Origin of the sequence: Sphingomonas flavescens (genome assembly GCF_030866745.1) — a bacterium.
In the GTDB taxonomy this organism is placed as follows: Bacteria; Pseudomonadota; Alphaproteobacteria; order Sphingomonadales; family Sphingomonadaceae; genus Sphingomicrobium; species Sphingomicrobium flavescens.
This window is the reverse complement of the sequence record NZ_CP133016.1, coordinates 194,563-211,837: the sequence shown is the minus strand read 5'-3', so window position 1 is coordinate 211,837 and position 17,275 is coordinate 194,563. Positions and strand designations below refer to the sequence as shown.

Here is a 17,275-nt window from a genome sequence, read left to right as displayed (position 1 = left end):
AGCGTCAGGCCGCGGCCCGCGACTGCTCCTCTTCGGCAAGCATCCACTCGACGCAGGCGCGGGCGTGGATTTCGGTCGTGTCGTAGACCGGCAGGACGTTGGAACGGACGTCGACGGCCATCACTAGCTCGGTGCAGCCGAGGATCGCGGCATCAACGCGCTGCTTGGCAAGCTCGCTCAGCAGGGTCTTAAGCTTGCGCTGGCTGTTGCGGACGACGTTCCCGGCCGCGAGTTCCTCGAAAATGACCCGGTCGACCTCATCGACCCAAGCCTGCTCGATCGGCGCCAGCGACAGGCCGCGCGCCTCGAGGCGGCTGCGGATGTGCGGCTCCAGCATCGTGAACCGCGTGCCGAGCAGCGCGATCCGCTTGCGTCCGTCGGCGACGAGCTTGTCGGCCGTCGCATCGGCAATGTGAAGCATCGGCACGCCGACCTTGGGCGCAACGGCGTCGTAGACCTTGTGGCCGGTGTTGGAGGTGATAATCACGCCATCGGCGCCGGCAGCCTCCAATTGCCTGGCCGCTGCCAGCGTATCCTCGGCCACTCCGTCCCAATCGCCCGACAATTCCTTCGTCGCGAACGGCGCGAGGTCGAGGCTTTCGATCACCAGACGCGCGCTGTGCAGCCCGCCGAGCCGCGCTGCGACCCCGCGGTTGAGATGTTCGTAATAGAGCGCCGTCGACGACCAGCTGGTGCCGCCGATCAGGCCGAGCTTCCGCATCAGCCGAGCGCCTTCACAATTTCCTCGACCATCTTCTTGGCGTCGGCCAGCAGCATCATGGTGTTGTCCCGGTAGAAAAGCTCGTTGTCGACGCCGGCATAGCCCACGCCGCCCATCGAGCGCTTCACGAACAGGACGGTGCGTGCCTTTTCGACGTCGAGCACGGGCATGCCGTAGATCGGTGAGCTCTTGTCGGTCTTGGCGGCCGGGTTGGTGACGTCGTTAGCGCCGATGACAAACGCGACGTCGGTCTGCGCGAAGTCGTTGTTGATGTCCTCCAGCTCGAACACCTCGTCATAAGGCACGTTCGCTTCGGCCAGCAGGACGTTCATGTGCCCCGGCATGCGACCGGCGACCGGGTGGATCGCGTACTTCACGCGGACGCCCTCGGCCTTCAGCTTGTCGCCCATTTCCTTGAGCGCGTGCTGCGCCTGGCTGACGGCCATGCCGTAGCCGGGGACGATGATGACCTGGTCGGCCTGACTCATCAGGAAGGCGGCGTCCTCCGCAGAGCCGCGCTTGTAGGGACGATCGATTGCCGCCGCGGCGCCGCCCGCGCCAGCGTCGCCGCCGAAACCGCCCGCGATGACCGAGATGAAGCTGCGGTTCATCGCCCGGCACATGATGTAGCTGAGGATCGCGCCCGAGCTGCCGACCAATGCGCCGGTGATGATCATCGCGCTGTTGTGGAGCGTGAAGCCCATCGCCGCCGCGGCCCAGCCGGAATAGCTGTTCAGCATCGAGATCACGACCGGCATGTCGGCGCCGCCGATCGGGATGATCAGCAGGAAGCCGATCAGGAAGCTGAGCGCGGTCACGGTCGCGAACACCCAGGGCGACTGGTCCTGGGTAAAGTAGGCGATCAGCCCGAGGATGGCGGACAGCGTGCCGAGATTGATGACGTGGCGCAGCGGCAGCAGGATCGGCTTGCCGCTCATGTTGCCGTTGAGCTTGAGGAAGGCGATCACCGATCCGGAAAAGGTGATGGCGCCGATGGCGACGCCAAGGCCCATCTCAATCCGGCTGATCGGCAGAATGCTGATGATCGACGGGCCGTAGACCGGGGTGATCCGCGCGGCGATGCCGAACGCTTCGGGGTTTAGGTAGGCGGCCGCGCCGACCAGTACCGCGGCGAGGCCGACGAGACTGTGAAACGCCGCGACCAGCTGCGGCATGGCGGTCATCTGAATTTTGCGCGCGGTAATGAGGCCGATCGCGCCACCCACCGCGATGGCAGCAAGAATTTCCAGAGCGGCGATCCAATCGATTGAGTATCGGATGATCGTCGGCCCGGTGTCGGGCGTAAGTATTTCGCTGATCGTGGGGTAGTGCGTCGCCAACGTCGTGACGACGGCGATCGCCATGCCGATAATGCCGGTGCGGTTGCCGCGGCGGCTGCTTTCCGGGCTCGACAGCCCCCTCAGCGCGAGGATGAAGCAGACGCCGGAGACCAGATACGCAAGGAGCACCCAGGCGGGTGTGGCGGCCGCCTCATGCATGGGTCTTGTCTCCCGAGCGATCCTTCTTCTTGTACATCGCCAGCATTCGCGCGGTGACTGCAAAGCCCCCGAAAATATTCACGCTGGCCAGCGCGACTGCGGCGAGCCCGAGCCATTTGGAGCTGGGACTACCGGCGGCCGCGGCGGCGATCAGGGCGCCGACGACGATCACCGAGGAAATGGCGTTGGTAACGCTCATCAGCGGCGTATGAAGCGCCGGAGTTACCGACCAAACCACGTAATAACCGACAAAACAGGCCAAAATGAAGATCGACAGGATCGAGATGAAGTCCATCGGTCCCTCTCAAGAAGCCGCTAAAGTACTTAAGTTCACGCCAGACAGCAGCTTTTGCGTGAACTTAAGCGGCGGCCAGTTGCCGAAGCTCATCCACCGCCCGTCGATTTCCCTGCTGTGTGTGCGCATCCGCCGCCACCTTGGCACAGATACGATGGGATAGGACAGAGACTTTGCAGCGGCCATTCGAACGGCTGTTAATTTCGATGCGGTTAGCGCTTTCCTAACCTTTTCGCGCGCATGCGGGGGGAACCCTAGGGAAGGATTCCACCGCACGTGTCGAAGCGCGGCGTTCAAGGACAGGAACCAAAGCCGTGGCGCCTGCTGCTGTGGGTGGCGCTCGCCGGGCTGATTTCCGGCCTGATCGGGCTCGGCGAAGTCTTTGAGGACGCTTTGCGCGTGAGCCGCAACAGCCTCCACGAGCATAACGCTACCGGCAAGGTCGTCGTCATCAAAATCGATGACGCCTCGCTGCGCCAATATGGCAACTGGCCGTGGCCACGCGGCCGCCAGGCCGATCTCGTGGATCGCCTGACCGCGGCGGGCGCCAAGCGCATCGTTTACGACATCAATTTCTCATTCGCGTCGAATCCCGCCGAAGACCGCCGGTTCGCCGAGGCGATCCGCCGCTCCGGACGGGTGACGCTGCTGACCCGGTACAAGATCGGCGCCGGCGACGGGAAACGCGTGGACTCGCTGCCGCTTCCGATCTTTTCGCGAAACGCGCAGCTCGGTGTCGCAAGCGTCGAGTATAATTGGCAGAATGCCGTGTGGCGCCTGCCCTATGCCGCCAAGGTCGAGGGCCGTACCGTCCCGTCATTCGCAGCCCTACTCGCCGACGCAAAGGGCAAGCCGGGCGAGCAATTCTTCGTCGATTATTCGCTACGCTCCGGCAGCTTGCCATCCTATTCCGCCGCTGACGTGCTGAGCGGCCGTGTCAGCGCCAAGCAACTTGAAGGGAAGGACGTGGTCATCGGCATCGCGTCGGAAATCCTCGGCGATAGGTACTTCCTGCCCGGTTACGGCCGATCGTACGGCGTCTACATCCACGCCCTTGGCGCCGAGACCCTGAAGCAGGGTCGCCCGCTTGATCTTGGCTGGCTTCCCGGTTTTGCGCTCGCCCTCGCCGCGGTGACGGTGGTTCTGCTGCGGCGACGTTTCGCTGAATCGCTCGCGGCGTTCAGCATTGCTTCTGCCGCGCTTCTGATCGCGCCGATTTTCACGGAAGCGCAGCTGATCTTCTTTGACGTCACGCCCGGCCTCTTCGTCCTGATCATCGTTGCGACGGTCATGGGCTGGCGCAGGTACCGCGATCGCGGCCTGGTGAACGCCATCTCCAACTTGCCTAACCTCAGCGCATTGCGTGCCAATCGTGCGGGTCACGAGCAGGCGCTGGTCGCCGCGCGGATGCTCAATTACGAAGAAATCGTCGCTACCCTGCCCCCGAACAGCGAGCGCCAGCTGATAGACCAGATCGTCGCGCGCCTGAAGGTCGGCTCCCCCGATCGGGTACTGTATCAGGGCGATGCTGGTATTTTCGCATGGTTCGAGAACAGCCGCCAACCGGTCGGCAATCACCTCGAGGCACTTTATGCACTCTTTCGCACGCCCGCCCGGATCAACGGCCTGTCGCTCGACCTCACCATCTCATTTGGCGTCGAAGTCGGAAGTGGACGGTCGCCCGCCAATCGTCTGGCCAGTGCCCTCGTCGCCGCCGACGAAGCGGCGCACGATGGCCTCAAGTGGAAATATCACGACCCGGAAACCCTGGAGAGCGCGTCCTGGCGGCTGTCGATGCTCAGCCAGCTGGACGAGGCGATCGATCGCGGAGAAGTGTGGGTCGCCTATCAGCCCAAGCTCGACCTCGCGACCCGGCGGATCATCGGCGCGGAAGCGCTGGCGCGGTGGACCCACCCTGAGAAGGGTCCGATCGCCGCTTCGGAATTTGTCGCCGCAGCAGAACAGCACAACCGCATTGGCAAGCTGACCGACTTCGTGCTCGACCACGCGATCGCCGCGGCAGCGCAGATCAACAAGCGCGGTGTAACATTCGACGTTGCGGTCAATCTATCCGCCCGGCTGCTCAGCGACCGCGGATTCACGCTGCGCCTGTCCGCCTCACTGGCCCGGCACGGCCTCCCTGCCCATCATTTGACGCTGGAGCTGACGGAAACGGCCGCGCTCGCCGGTAGCGGCGAAGGATTGGAGATGATTGGCCGCTTGCGCGATCTCGGCGTCAACATTTCGATCGACGACTACGGGACCGGTTTGTCGACGCTCGATTACCTGAAGAAGATCCCGGCCAACGAGATCAAGATCGATCAAAGCTTCGTCAAAGGTATTGCTGACAATCGCAGCGACCGGTTGATGGTGCAGTCCACGGTCGGCCTCGCCCACTCATTGGGCCGCAAGGTCGTCGCCGAAGGCGTCGAGCATCGCGATATTCTCGATCTGCTGGTCGAAATGGGCTGCGATATCGCCCAAGGCTTCGCGGTCGGCCGGCCGATGGGCCTCGAGAGTCTGACCAAACGCTTGGTTTCCGACCGCAAGCGCACCGCCGCCTAACAAAAAATCCTAATACTACCTTCGGTTAAGTATTCGCTCGTCTTCGCAAAAAACATGGTTACTTGTTTGCTAACCATAACGATTAAGGTTAATAATGACCCCAGCTGCCGAATCGCAGTGCAAAACGGGGTAAGCGAGATGAAGAAGGTCAAAACGTCCCGCGGTTTCATGAGCTGGCTCATGGGTCATGGCTGGGATACGGCTGGCGGTAACGGCTAATTTGGCCGTGCCCTGACGAAAGTCAGGCCGTATATCAAAGAGTTAGAGAGCGCTCGTTGAAAGACGGGCGCTTTTCTTTTGTGCGTTATGCCGGCGGTTTGTCACCGGTTGGCAGGCCGAATAATCGGCATTAGCGCGACCCGATGTTGCGCCAATCCATCGCCGTTTTGCCGATTCGCGCGAGTCGCCAGGGCCTCATCGAAATTACGGATGCGGTCCAGCATTTCCTTACCGACAGCGGCATCACCGACGGTCTGCTGACCGTTTTCTGCCGCCACACCTCGGCATCCCTCGTCATCCAGGAGAATGCGGCGCCTGCCGCGCGCCGGGATCTCGAAGCGTTTCTAACCCGGCTTGCGCCGGAGAGCGCGGAATATGAGCATGACGACGAGGGACCGGACGACATGCCGGCGCACCTCCGGGCCGCGTTGACCGCGACCCAATTGTCGGTGCCGGTGATGGCGCGTCAACCGATGCTCGGAACGTGGCAAGGTATTTTCCTGTTCGAACATCGGCGTCGTCCGCCTGAGCGCGAGATCGTTTTCCATGTGGTGGGCGAATGAGCCTGGAGAGCGTTCGCGCGTGGCTGGCGGCAAATGCGCCCGAGCTCCGCCTGATCGAGGTGCAGGAGAGCACGGCCACGGTGGAGAGCGCGGCGCGGGCGCTCGGCGTCGAGCCGGGCCGGATCGCCAAGACGCTGGCCGTGCGGGCGGGCGAGCAATTGTTCCTGCTGGTGGCGCGGGGCGACGCGCGGCTCGACAACCGCAAGTGCAAGGATGAGCTGGGCTCGCGGCCGCGGATGCTTGGCGCGGAGGAGACGCTCGAGCTGACGGGGCATCCGGTCGGCGACGTTTGTCCGTTCGGGCTGAACACGCCCCTGCCCGTCTATCTCGACCGTTCGCTGCACGATTTCGACATCGTCTACCCCGCTGGTGGGTCGCTCAACACGTCGGTCGAAGTGGGCGTTGAGCGGCTGTTTGAGCTGGTCGCGGAGCGCTGGGTCGATCTCTGCCGCCCGCCAGAGCCTCAGGCCTGAAGCAATCGCTCGCTGACGACCTTGCCGCCTTGCGTGAGGCGGATGCCCTTCACGATTTCGTCGTCGTCAGGAAGCACGGGCTTGCCGGAATCCTTGTCCCAGAAGGCGGCGAGGAAATTATAGAGGTTGCGCGCGAACAGGGCCGAAGCATCGGCGGCGAGGCTACGCGCGAGGTTCGCGGCGCCAATGATGGTGACGCCGTGCTTGACGACCCGCTCGCCGCTGACCGTGCCTTCGACGTTGCCGCCGGCTTCGGCGGCGAGATCGACGATGACGCTGCCGGGCCGCATGCTGGCAATCTGCGCGTCGCTGATCAGGCGCGGGGCGGGCCGTCCGGGGATCAGCGCGGTGGTGATGACGATGTCCTGCTTGGCGATGTGGCCGGAGACGAGCTCGGCCTGCGCCCGCTGATATTCCTCGGACATCTCGGTCGCGTAGCCGCCCGAGCCTTCGCCCTCGATGCCTGCGACATTTTCGACAAAGATCGGCTTGGCGCCGAGCGACTGGATCTGCTCGCGCGTGGCGGAGCGGACGTCGGTCGCGCTGACCTGCGCGCCAAGACGCTTCGCAGTGGCGATCGCCTGGAGACCGGCGACGCCAACGCCCATGACGAAGGCCTTGGCCGGGCTGATCGTCCCCGCTGCCGTCATCATCATTGGGAAAGCCCGGCCGTAGGCGGCGGCGGCTTCGACAACCGCCTTGTAGCCGGCAAGGTTAGATTGCGAGGAAAGGATGTCCATCGACTGCGCCCGCGTGATGCGCGGCATCCATTCCATTGCCAGCGCATCGACGCCTGACTTCGCATAAGCGTCGACGGCCTCGCGCCGGCGCAGGGGATCCAGCGCTCCGATGAGCAGCGCCCCGGGGATTGCGCCGTTCAGCGACGCAGGTTCCGGGCCGTTCACCGTCAGGATTACGGCCGCATCCTTGAGAACTTCGGCGCGCGAACCGAGGCTTGCGCCCGCAGCCTCAAAGTCGCTGTCGGCAGTCGATGCGCCCTCGCCCGCACCGCGCTCGACCGCGACATCGGCGCCCAGGGCGACATATTTCTTCACCGTTTCCGGAATCGCGGCGCAGCGCGCCTCGCCGTCTGCTTCCTTCAGGACCGCGATCTTCACCGGGCGAATCTTACCAATAGGCCTTCACGATCGACAGCCACAGGAAGCCGACGATGAAGCAGATGATGGCGCCCCATTTGAAGAGCTTCACGAAGCTCGAATAGTCGGCGACATGCGAGGACATTTCCTGCGTCGGCGGATTTTCGAGCAAGGGTTCTTCACTGTGCGCCATTCAAAATCCCTCTGTTGGATGCGTCTGTCGTTCACCACCCCATAACAAGGCGTTCGGTAACGCCCAAGTCCCTTGCGTCTGCGGCGGAATGAACGTCGCACATCAAGCAGTTAAGGCGACCTTTACTCCTCTGCCCCTATGACCGCGCGGAGGAAGGCCTGTCATTCATGCGTGAAGAACCGATCCGTTCACTGCTGCTGCTCGACGCGAATCCGGAAGAGCGCCGATTGATTTCGGCCATCGCCGGGCGCGCCGGTTGGAGCGTCGTCGGCGCCGCCGACGAGGAAACGGCGATCGCGCTGCTGCAGGGCCCGCACGGCCGCGAGGTTCTCGCCGTCTTGCTGGGCGGGTGGGATGCAGACAGGGGTCCTCAGTTGATCACGGCGCTGCGCGGACAACGCACCGGCTTGCCGGTTATCGTCCTGTCGCAGAGCGACAATGTCGCGATCGCGGTCGAAGCAATGCGCGCCGGCGCGTCCGATTTCCTGGTTCGGCCCGTCGCGCCAGAGCGACTGCTCGAGGCCCTTGCGGCGAACGCCGATCGCCGCCGCGCGGCCGGTGAATTGGCGCCGGTTTCGGAGAAGCTCGCTCGCCCGCTGGCGCTCGAGCAGTTGATTGGCGCTGCCCCCGAATTCCGTGCGGCCCTCGCGGTTGCCGCCAAGTCCGCCCGCAACCGTTTGCCCGTGCTGATCATCGGCGAGCCCGGGACGGGCAAGGAAACCGTCGCCCGTGCTATCCACGGCGCCAGCTTGCGCGCGAAAGGACCCCTGCTGACCCTGGACTGCAAGGCGGCCGCCGCGAATATCGTCGACAGCGAATTGTTCGGCCACGAGAAGGGCGCCTTCCCGGGCGCCTTCACGTCGAAGGTGGGCAAGCTCGTCCAGTCGGACGGCGGCACCTTGATCCTTGACGACATCGGTTGCCTGCCGCTGCAGACGCAGGAACTGCTCGACCGCATGCTTGCGACCGGCGAAGTTCGCCCGGTCGGGCTCAACGGCAGCTACTCCGTCGACGTCCGCGTCATCGCGACCAGCAATCGCGCGTTGCCCGAAGATTTCCATCCCGGCCTCGCCGAACGGATCGGCGGCACGACGGTCAACCTGCCGTCGCTCCGCGAACGCAGCGGCGACATCCCTGCGCTTGCGCGCCACCTGCTGCAACGCCTTGCCGAGCAAACGGGCCTTAAAGAGCTGTCGATTGGCAATGACGCGCTGGCGGTGCTGATGCGCTACGGCTGGCCGGGCAACGTCCGCCAGCTCGCCGGCGTCCTGTTCCGCGCGGCGCTGCAATGCGAGGAAAGCGCGCTGACAGCGCAACACTTCCCGCACATCGCAGTCCAGTCGCGCTACACCGCACGCCGCACCGATTTCGCACCGACCGTCAGTGCAGAACGCAGCGAGGAAATGCTGGCGGGCGCCCCGGGTGTCACGCTTTACAGCAGTGATGGCCATCTCCGGCCGCTCGAAGATATCGAAGCCGACATCATCCGCCTGGCCATCGGCCACTATCGGGGCCGCATGACCGAAGTCGCCCGCCGGCTTGGGATCGGGCGGTCGACCCTATATCGCAAGCTTGGCGAACTCGGGATCGACACCGCGGCCTGACGGCGTCGTCACTGCTTCTTCCCGAGCCAAACGCCGCCCATCGTCTTCGTGACACTGTCGAACGGATCGACGTAGGTTGCCTTGAAACCGGCGACCAGTTCCTGCGCCGCCGGCCCGGTAAAACGCCCGTCGAACGCGGAGCCGTCAGTCCCGGCCGGCCCCGCAAGCTGGCCAGAAAAGGCGGTGCTTCCGGCGGAATAAACAGTATTTTTGAAGTCGTATTGGGGCAGCGCACGATCAACACCGTCCCAGTCGTTGAAAAGACGCGGGCGCATGTATCCGCTCAAGGAACCAGCCGCAAAGTCGAAGGTCAGCTGCGCGTCCCCAATAATTTCATACCCGTTGTTGCTGATCGTCAATCCTCGCACTTTGGCGTCGTAAATTCCCGTTCCGGAGACGGGCACGCCCCCTGGAGCAGTTGGCAGCCCGAAAGCGAACATCCCGTAGATGAACGGGTTCGTCGCGTTGTCCGGGTAGGTTTGGTAGAATGCCAGGCTCGAATAGCTTAAATTGACGTTCGTATCGCTGGGGAGCAAAACCGACACCGCGAGCGGCAGGCGGTTGCCGCTGCCGTCGACCGCCCAGAATGCACGCTCATTGTTACCCGGGAAGCTGAGTGACAGTTGCGCAGGCGAGAAGCCCGGCACGGTCATCTCGTAAGTATTGCTCGTCGCTGACCAACGAAAGCTGATCGCCGAGGGATCTGCGGGCTTTACGTTGTAAGCGCCCGCGTCCGACCGGCTGAGCGCGCCGTACGTCGCGAATTGCTGGCTGGTCGTCAGGCCGAATGGCGCCGTCGCTGCGACGGTTGGAGGCGGAGGTGGGGGCGGCGGAGCCGGAGGCGGGGCCGGGATAAAGTTCATCCCCGTCCCACCACCGCCGCCGCAGGCGCCAAGTCCAGTAAGGCTGACGCATAAAAACAGCGTGTTCAGCTTTCGTCCGCGCATGGCCCACTACCCCTTGTGGATGATGGGCAACCTTACGCGCCGTCCAGTCCAGACTCGATGATGGTCTGACGATCAAACCATGATCATGTGCTGATCTTGTGCATTCCAATCGTTCGCTGGGCCTACATCCAGCGGACGTCGGAACCTGGTTGCAGGACGCCTCTCAGCTTCTCCAGTTCTGCAATCAGCAAAGGCAGAGCTTCGGGCTGGAAAACCAGCGGCAGTTCGACACCGCCTTCGAGGGTCATGAACAGCACGGGCTCATTACGACCAGTCTTGCCGGTCTGCAGGCCCTTGGGCCGGATGAATTGCTGCTCGATCCCTTCCGCGCCGGACTTGGCCAGTTCAGATGCCAGCGCCCCGGCGGCGCTCGCCGCGCATTCCTTGCCCAGTTGGAAGCTCTGAGTGCTGTCATCCTCACCCAGCATCTGCAGGGTGATGCTGTCGGCGTCGGCGGACCACTGCAGGACACGAACGTACTTCAAACCAGATACCCCTTCCTTCGCGAAACTATTTCTTCGGGACGAGCAGACGCTCGGGCCGGCGCTCGCGCGCATTCTTGAATAGTGAATAGGTCTGGCCGACGATCTCCGTCACGCCCGTGATCGAGGTCATATAGCTTTCAAGCTCGGGCGTCTTCGTCGCCTCGACCAAGCGCACGTTTGCGGAAGGATCGGGCCCCTCGAAGCGGACGGTGAACAAGGGCTCGCCGCGTCGCAGGATTAGGTCCTTGGTCGTATCATGCCATTCGAACGCCCACATCAAGGCGCGCGGCCAGATGTCGATCGGAAAGCGGCCGCCGATCTGGACGCCCGGGCGATTGTCGCCGGCGTAGTGAAAGATTGGGGGGTACTGGTTCACGTAAACCGGATCGTCAGAGACAAACACGTAGCTGGTCAGCATCTGCAGCACGGGCCGCTGCGGGTTCCGCCATTCATGGCGCGGCTGGAACACGATCCAGCGCTGCAAGGCCTCCGCCCGAATAGGGCTTTTGTCTGCGAGCACGTTGGTGATGTCCATGCCGGTAGCGGTCAGTTTCAGCCGCAAATGAACGTCGATCGGGCAATTGACCACAAAATGGCGGCGGTCGAAGTCCAGCACAGAAGGGCATTGGGCGACCGACCGCGGGTCATTGCTCTGCGCATCGACGCGGACGGGCCTGGGGGTATCCCAGATGATGCTCGCCTCGTCGGTCTTCAGCAGCCAGCCAACGGTGTAGCCGCGGGACTCGGCGGCTGCGGAAGCCTGCGGCGCTGCTGCGGCTTCTGGCTCCTGCGCGTGCGAGCCCTTCGAAAAAAGGTTCTTCAGCATCGGGTACTTAGCATTCCTAGGTCTTTGCGCGGCGCGACTAGCATGGCAGTCCCACTCGAGCCAGACGAATGCGAGGCGCTATAGCCGGGGCGTCAGCGCCTGGTCGCGCAGGCCGCGCCAGATGCGCAATGCCTGCACCGTTTCCGCGACGTCGTGAACGCGGATGAGCTGTGCACCCTGCTCGACTGCCTTCAGCGCAAAGGCGAGGCTGCCGGCGAGGCGGCGATCGGCCGACGCTTCGTTCGACAAAGCCCCGATCGTGCGCTTGCGACTGGCACCGAGGACGAGCGGGCAGCCGAGCGAGTGGAACAGCGCCAGGCCGTTCATGAGTTCGAGATTGTGCCCGACGTTCTTGCCGAAACCGAAGCCGGGATCGACGAGGATGCGGTCGCGCGAAATGCCGGCGCCGACCGCGGCGGCAATCCGCTCTTCAAGCCAGACGTAAACCTCGACCAGCACGTCGTCGTAGCGCGGGTCGTCCTGCATCGTCTGCGGGTCGCCCTGATGGTGCATCAGGACGACAGGGACGTTTAGAGTCGCGGCGACCTGGGCAGATCGCTCATCGTAGGTCAGCGCGGAGACGTCGTTGATCACCCTCGCGCCAGCCTGGACCGCTGCCGTCATCACATCGGCCTTGCGGGTGTCGACGCTCACGGCCGCGCCTCCAGCGGCGAGCTTGCGGATGACGGGCGCGATACGTTCGATCTCGTCGCCTTCCCAGACCGAGCGCGCGCCTGGCCTGGTCGATTCCCCGCCGACGTCGATGATCGCTGCACCTTCGGCTGCCATTTGGGCACCGGCCTCGGCAGCCGCGGCGGCGTCGGCGAACTGGCCACCGTCGGAGAAGCTGTCCGGCGTGGCATTGACGATGCCCATGACCTGCGGCTGGTCCAAGCGAACGGTGCGCTCGCCGAGCTGCAGCGGCGCGCGTGTGGCGGTCAGTGCCGCCCATTGAGCGGCAAGCGCGTCGTCGAAACGGTCCTCAATCCCCGCAACAGGCACCAGTTCAGTCGCGGTCCGGCGATTGCCGTCCACCGTGATGAGTTCGGCTGCCGAGAACCAGTTCAGTCCGCCGGCGAGGCGAGCGACCTTCCCGTCATGGCCGAAGGGCGAGTCGACGAAGCCCGTCGGGCGAATGAGTGTGCGCATGGCCGGCGCTATAGCGCGGCGAGGTGCTGTTGCCGCAAGGCGTCGAGCAACATCAGGTCGCCGGCCTTGTCGATATGCCAGAAGGTCCAGCCGTTGCACGACGGCGCGCCCTGGAGCGCGGCGCCGACCTTGTGGATCGAGCCGGCGTGCAGGTCGCAGGCGACCGAGCCGTCGGCGCGGACGCTGGCGGTCCAGCGGCGCTTGGCGTCGGTGAGCACCGTTCCCGGGGGCACCATCCCACTTTCGACGAGGACCCCGAAGGCAACCCGCGGCGCGTCGCGCTTGTCGGGCACCGTTTTCATCGCGCTCTCGTCGAGCGGCAGCGTCGAGGCGATCCGCTCGCGCGCGACCTTGATGTAGGCTGGCTCACGCTCGACGCCGATCCAGCGTCGACCAAGGCGGCGGGCCACGGCACCGGTCGTGCCGGTGCCAAAGAAGGGATCGAGCACGATGTCGCCCGGCTTCGTGCAGGCGAGCAGGATGCGGTAGAGCAAAGCCTCGGGCTTTTGCGTCGGATGGGCTTTTGCGCCGTCCTCGCCCTTCACCCGCTCGCTGCCGGCGCAGATCGGCATCAGCCAGTCCGAGCGCATCTGCAGGTCGTCGTTGAGCGCTTTCATCGCGCGATAGTTGAAGGTGTAGCGCGCCTTCTCGTCCTTGGCGCACCAGATCAGCGTCTCGTGTGCGTTGGTGAAGCGGGTGCCGCGGAAGTTCGGCATCGGGTTGGTCTTGCGCCAGACGATGTCGTTGAGGATCCAGAAGTCCGAATCCTGCAGCAGCGCGCCGACGCGGAAGATGTTGTGGTAGCTGCCGATCACCCAGATCGTGCCGTCGTCCTTGAGGATGCGGCGCGCCTGCATCAGCCAGTCGCGCGTGAAATTGTCGTAGGCGGTCAGGCTGTCGAACTTGTCCCAGTCGTCGTCCACCGCATCGACCCGGCTGCCTTCGGGGCGGAACAGATCGCCGCCCAGCTGAAGATTGTAGGGCGGGTCGGCGAAGATCATGTCGACGCTTTTGTCGGGCAGCCGCGCCATTTCCGCGATGCAATCGCCCTGGAGAATGCTGTCGAGCGGCAGGCTCTTCGACACCGGCTTGGTACGCGGGCGCAAGTGCGCCCGGCTCTCCGCGATTGGAGCGATGAGATTCATGGCTGGCCCCGTCCCCGTTTCTTGAGACCAGAAGCTGAGTCCAAGCGGACTCGCGGTCAACAAGCAAAGGGTTAACGGCCGCGATCAGCTGGAAAGAACGGAACGAGTCCGCAACGGCTTCGGCACAAGATGTTGAGTCAGGCGGCTTTGGCCGGACTCAACCCGTGGTGGTGTGGCGCGGAGGACTCGCTGACCTGAATTTCGATGTCGAGCTGCGGCTGGGCGGCTTCGCTGAGCATCGCGCGGACCAGTCCGAAGCTTCGGCGATGCAGCGGCGTCGGGCCGAGCTCGCGCAGTGCCCGGCGGTGATCAGGTGTCGGATAGCCGCGGTTCCGCTCCCACCCGTAGCCGGGGTAATCGCGGGCATGATCGGCCATGATCCGGTCGCGCGTGACCTTGGCGATGATCGAGGCGGCCGCGATCGAGCGGCACTTGGCGTCGCCGTCGACAATCGCCTTGGACGGCCGCTGCCAGCGCGGCGTTGCGTTACCGTCGACGAGGACCCAGGCGGGTTCCAGCCCCAGCGCGTCGACGGCGCGGGTCATCGCCAGCATGCGTGCCCAGTAGATGTTGATGGTGTCGATTTCCTCGACCGACGCGATGCCGACGGCCCAACCCGCGCACTTGACGAGCTTGGCGTAGAGCGCCTCGCGCTTCTCGAGTGGTAGGTTCTTGCTGTCGTCGATCCCGCGCGGAAACTTGTCGCGATTGAGGATGCAGGCAGCCGCCACGACAGGACCGGCCAGCGGCGCGCACCCGGCCTCATCGACGCCGGCCATCGGCTGGGGAAATTCGAGCTCGATCTTGAAAGAGCAGCGCCGCGGCATGGCCCAAGCCTATGAAGGCGCGGCACAAATCGCCAGTGGCCGCGCGCAAATTTTGTGGATTAGTCCATCCGCCAGGGCGGGAAGCGGCGATTTTCTCCGGCCTTGTAGAAGAAGATGATGTTGCCGTCCGGGTCGCGGAGGCGGGCCTCGCGCCACATCCAGGGCTGGTTGCGCGGACCATGTTCAAGGGCGATACCGCTGCGCGCCAGCTGCTCGACGCGTTCGTCGAGGTCGTCACATTCGAAATAGATGGCGGTGGTCGCGAGGATTTTCTCCTCGGGGTCGATCTGCACCGAAAGCGTCACGCCGCCGGCCGTTTCGAAGCGGGCGTAGCCGGTATCGGGACTGTCGACGATCTGCCGCAGGCCGAGCTGGCGATAGAATTCGACCGAACGGCGGTAATGCGTGCCGGTAACGGTGACCTGGTTGAGGCGGGGTCCTTCGCCCACATCGAGGCGGACGCGGCCCTGGCCGAGTGGGCCGGCGCCCTGCCCCAGCCCCGGCGCGTCGTGCAGCGCGACGCGGACGAACTCGCGAGCGCGTGCGACCGAGTCGGGCAAGCTCGCGCCAGTGGCGAGGAAGGTGGCGATGGCGCTGGCTAGCGTGCAGCCGGTGCCGTGGGTGCTGGTGGTGTCGACGCGGGCGCCCTGCCAGCTGGTCATGTTGTCGGTTTCGATCAGCGCATCAGCCAGCGCGTCACCCTCTTCATGACCACCCTTGATCAGCACGGCGCAGCCGTGGAGGCCGACGAGGTGCAGCGCGGCGGACACCGGATCTTCTTCGGCGGTTAGTCGCTTCAGCTCGGGAAGATTCGGCGTGGCGACGGTCGCGACGTTCATCAAGCGGCCAAAGGCGGCAATCGTCGCGTCGTCGGCGAGGATCGAGCCGCTGGTGGCGACCATCACCGGATCGAACACAATCGGCAAGTCGGGCTGGTCGGCCTTCAGGCGCTCGAGCCGGTTGGCGATCTGCTCCGCGGCAAAGGCACCGCCGATCATGCCAATCTTCACCGCGTCGACACCGAGGTCGTCGATGACGGAGTCGATTTGCTGCAGGATCATCTCGGTCGGGACCGGGTGGACACCCTGCACCCCGGCCGTGTTCTGCGCGGTAATCGCCGTAACCGCCGTCATGGCGTGGCCGCCGAGCATGGTGACGGTCTTGATGTCGGCCTGAATCCCGGCGCCCCCGCCCGAGTCCGAGCCGGCGATGATCAGGATCCGAGCCGTCGACGTCATACCCCGCGTCTTCGAGCCGATCCCGGGCGCGAAGTTGTCCATGTGCACGCGTCCGTCGGTAAGCCGACAAGTCCGAACAAATGGTTCACGCCGCGGCTTTCACGGCCTCGCAAATGTCGTCGACCAGGCGTTCGACCAGCGCGGGATCGTCACCCTCGGCCATCACGCGAATCAGCGGCTCGGTGCCGGACTTGCGAATGACGAGGCGGCCACGCCCTTCGAGCTCGGCCTCCGCAGCCGCGATGCGTTTGCGGACTCCGTCCGTCTCGAGCGGTTCCCCGCCTCCCGTGAAGCGCACGTTCTTGAGCAGTTGCGGAAGCGGTTCGAATTGGCGAAGCAAGGTGCTTGCCGGGACGCTCGCTTCGACCAGCGCCGCCAGCACCTGCAGACCCGCGACGAGACCATCTCCCGTCGTCGAATGATCGGTCAGGATGATGTGGCCCGACTGCTCACCACCCACGTTGCAGCCGGACTTGCGCATGTGTTCCAGAACGTAGCGGTCGCCGACCGCCGTGCGGTGGAGCTTGAGGCCCGCACTGCTGAGCTTCCGCTCGAGACCCAGGTTGGACATGACCGTTGCTACCACCCCATCGCCGCGCAACTCGTCGCGGCCCTTCAGGCCCAGCGCGATCAGCGCCATGAGCTGATCTCCATCGATCAGGCGGCCGGTCTCGTCGACCACGATCAGGCGATCCGCATCGCCATCGAGCGCAAGGCCGATGTCCGCGCCGCTCGCAACGACCGTCTGCTGCAGCAGATCGGGATGCGTCGAGCCGCAGCCGTCGTTGATGTTGGTGCCGTCCGGCGAAACCCCGAGCGGGATCACTTCCGCGCCCAGCTCCCACAGGGCTTCGGGCGCCACATGGTAGGCGGCGCCATTGGCGCAATCGACCACCACTTTGAGGCCATCCAGGCGTAAGTGCTCGGGGAAGGTGGATTTCGCGAAGTGGATGTAGCGACCGCGCGCATCGTCGATGCGGCGCGCGCGGCCAATCAGTTCCGACTTGGCGAGCTTCGGTTGCTTCTCGAGCCGCCGCTCGATCGACCGTTCCGCGTCGTCACTGAGCTTGTAACCGTCAGGCCCGAACAGCTTGATGCCATTGTCGGCGTAGGGATTGTGCGAGGCGGAAATCATCACGCCGAGATCGGCTCGCATCGAACGCGTCAGCATCGCGACTGCGGGCGTCGGCATCGGCCCGACCAGCACGACGTCCATGCCGACGCTGGTGAAGCCCGCAACCATCGCCGATTCCATCATGTAGCCGCTGAGCCGCGTATCCTTGCCGATCACCACGCGGTGGCGATGGTCGCCGCGCAGGAAATGGGCGCCTGCCGCCTGCCCCACCCGAAGCGCGGTTTCGGCGGTCATCGGTTCGGTGTTGGTGGTCCCGCGGATGCCGTCGGTGCCGAAGAATTTACGCGTCATGAC

The 17,275-nt window shown here is 64.5% G+C and carries 17 protein-coding genes; 4 read left to right on the top strand and 13 right to left on the bottom strand.

Annotated elements, in window-relative coordinates; all coding sequences use genetic code 11:
• Nucleotides 1–4 precede the first annotated feature (4 nt).
• Genes QU596_RS01115 through QU596_RS01105 form a run of 3 tightly spaced genes read right to left on the bottom strand, consistent with a single transcriptional unit; the run spans nt 5 to nt 2,515 of the window.
• The gene (locus QU596_RS01115) at nt 5–721 is read right to left on the bottom strand and encodes an aspartate/glutamate racemase family protein (RefSeq protein WP_308516496.1); all 717 of its coding nucleotides are present in this window, start codon (nt 719–721) and stop codon (nt 5–7) included.
• Nucleotides 721–2,220 (bottom strand): NAD(P)(+) transhydrogenase (Re/Si-specific) subunit beta, encoded by a 1,500-nt coding sequence (locus tag QU596_RS01110; RefSeq protein WP_308516494.1) that lies wholly within the window; start codon nt 2,218–2,220, stop codon nt 721–723. The genes QU596_RS01115 and QU596_RS01110 overlap by 1 nt, the downstream gene beginning before the upstream one ends.
• Nucleotides 2,213–2,515, bottom strand: a complete 303-nt coding sequence (locus tag QU596_RS01105) for an NAD(P) transhydrogenase subunit alpha part 2 (RefSeq protein ID WP_308516492.1) — start codon at nt 2,513–2,515, stop codon at nt 2,213–2,215. The genes QU596_RS01110 and QU596_RS01105 overlap by 8 nt, the downstream gene beginning before the upstream one ends.
• Nucleotides 2,516–2,791: 276 nt before the next feature.
• Between QU596_RS01105 and QU596_RS01100 the strand changes: the two genes are divergently transcribed.
• From QU596_RS01100 to QU596_RS01090, 3 genes are all read left to right on the top strand, one after another.
• Nucleotides 2,792–5,080: an EAL domain-containing protein gene (locus QU596_RS01100; RefSeq protein WP_308516490.1), complete on the top strand. Its 2,289-nt coding sequence runs from the start codon at nt 2,792–2,794 to the stop codon at nt 5,078–5,080.
• Between the two features lie 365 nt (nt 5,081–5,445).
• A complete protein-coding gene (locus tag QU596_RS01095; protein ID WP_420030990.1) occupies nt 5,446–5,862 on the top strand; it encodes a secondary thiamine-phosphate synthase enzyme YjbQ in 417 nt (138 codons plus the stop codon).
• Nucleotides 5,859–6,335, top strand: coding sequence for a YbaK/EbsC family protein (locus QU596_RS01090; RefSeq protein WP_308516487.1), 477 nt, complete (start codon nt 5,859–5,861; stop codon nt 6,333–6,335). The genes QU596_RS01095 and QU596_RS01090 overlap by 4 nt, the downstream gene beginning before the upstream one ends.
• Here the strand turns inward: QU596_RS01090 and QU596_RS01085 are convergent.
• Together QU596_RS01085 and QU596_RS01080 are read right to left on the bottom strand one after the other, a co-directional pair.
• Nucleotides 6,326–7,453, bottom strand: coding sequence for a Re/Si-specific NAD(P)(+) transhydrogenase subunit alpha (locus QU596_RS01085; protein WP_308516486.1), 1,128 nt, complete (start codon nt 7,451–7,453; stop codon nt 6,326–6,328). The genes QU596_RS01090 and QU596_RS01085 overlap by 10 nt on opposite strands.
• 10 nt (nt 7,454–7,463) lie before the next feature.
• On the bottom strand, nt 7,464–7,625 hold the full coding sequence (locus tag QU596_RS01080; RefSeq protein ID WP_308516485.1) for a hypothetical protein: 162 nt from the start codon (nt 7,623–7,625) through the stop codon (nt 7,464–7,466).
• A 167-nt stretch (nt 7,626–7,792) separates the two neighbouring features.
• Between QU596_RS01080 and QU596_RS01075 the strand changes: the two genes are divergently transcribed.
• Nucleotides 7,793–9,229 carry a sigma-54-dependent transcriptional regulator gene (locus QU596_RS01075; protein ID WP_308516484.1) on the top strand — a complete coding sequence of 479 codons (1,437 nt, stop codon included), beginning with the start codon at nt 7,793–7,795 and terminating at the stop codon, nt 9,227–9,229.
• 8 nt (nt 9,230–9,237) lie between these two features.
• Here QU596_RS01075 and QU596_RS01070 read toward each other — a convergent pair whose 3' ends face one another.
• From QU596_RS01070 to glmM, 8 genes are all read right to left on the bottom strand, one after another.
• Entirely contained in the window at nt 9,238–10,176 is a 939-nt protein-coding gene (locus QU596_RS01070) for a HupA family protein (protein WP_308516483.1), read from the bottom strand.
• A gap of 122 nt (nt 10,177–10,298) precedes the next feature.
• On the bottom strand, nt 10,299–10,661 hold the full coding sequence (locus QU596_RS01065; protein ID WP_308516482.1) for a hypothetical protein: 363 nt from the start codon (nt 10,659–10,661) through the stop codon (nt 10,299–10,301).
• Between the two features lie 25 nt (nt 10,662–10,686).
• The gene (locus tag QU596_RS01060) at nt 10,687–11,487 is read right to left on the bottom strand and encodes a hypothetical protein (protein WP_308516480.1); all 801 of its coding nucleotides are present in this window, start codon (nt 11,485–11,487) and stop codon (nt 10,687–10,689) included.
• A 78-nt stretch (nt 11,488–11,565) separates the two neighbouring features.
• The gene (gene folP / locus QU596_RS01055; RefSeq protein WP_308516478.1) at nt 11,566–12,636 is read right to left on the bottom strand and encodes a dihydropteroate synthase; all 1,071 of its coding nucleotides are present in this window, start codon (nt 12,634–12,636) and stop codon (nt 11,566–11,568) included.
• An 8-nt stretch (nt 12,637–12,644) separates the two neighbouring features.
• Nucleotides 12,645–13,781, bottom strand: coding sequence for a site-specific DNA-methyltransferase (locus tag QU596_RS01050; RefSeq protein WP_308516477.1), 1,137 nt, complete (start codon nt 13,779–13,781; stop codon nt 12,645–12,647).
• Between the two features lie 137 nt (nt 13,782–13,918).
• Nucleotides 13,919–14,608 (bottom strand): ribonuclease HII, encoded by a 690-nt coding sequence (locus QU596_RS01045; protein ID WP_308516476.1) that lies wholly within the window; start codon nt 14,606–14,608, stop codon nt 13,919–13,921.
• A 59-nt stretch (nt 14,609–14,667) separates the two neighbouring features.
• The gene (thiD, locus tag QU596_RS01040) at nt 14,668–15,888 is read right to left on the bottom strand and encodes a bifunctional hydroxymethylpyrimidine kinase/phosphomethylpyrimidine kinase (RefSeq protein WP_308516475.1); all 1,221 of its coding nucleotides are present in this window, start codon (nt 15,886–15,888) and stop codon (nt 14,668–14,670) included.
• A gap of 43 nt (nt 15,889–15,931) precedes the next feature.
• Nucleotides 15,932–17,272, bottom strand: a complete 1,341-nt coding sequence (gene glmM, locus QU596_RS01035) for a phosphoglucosamine mutase (protein ID WP_308516474.1) — start codon at nt 17,270–17,272, stop codon at nt 15,932–15,934.
• Nucleotides 17,273–17,275: the final 3 nt, after the last annotated feature.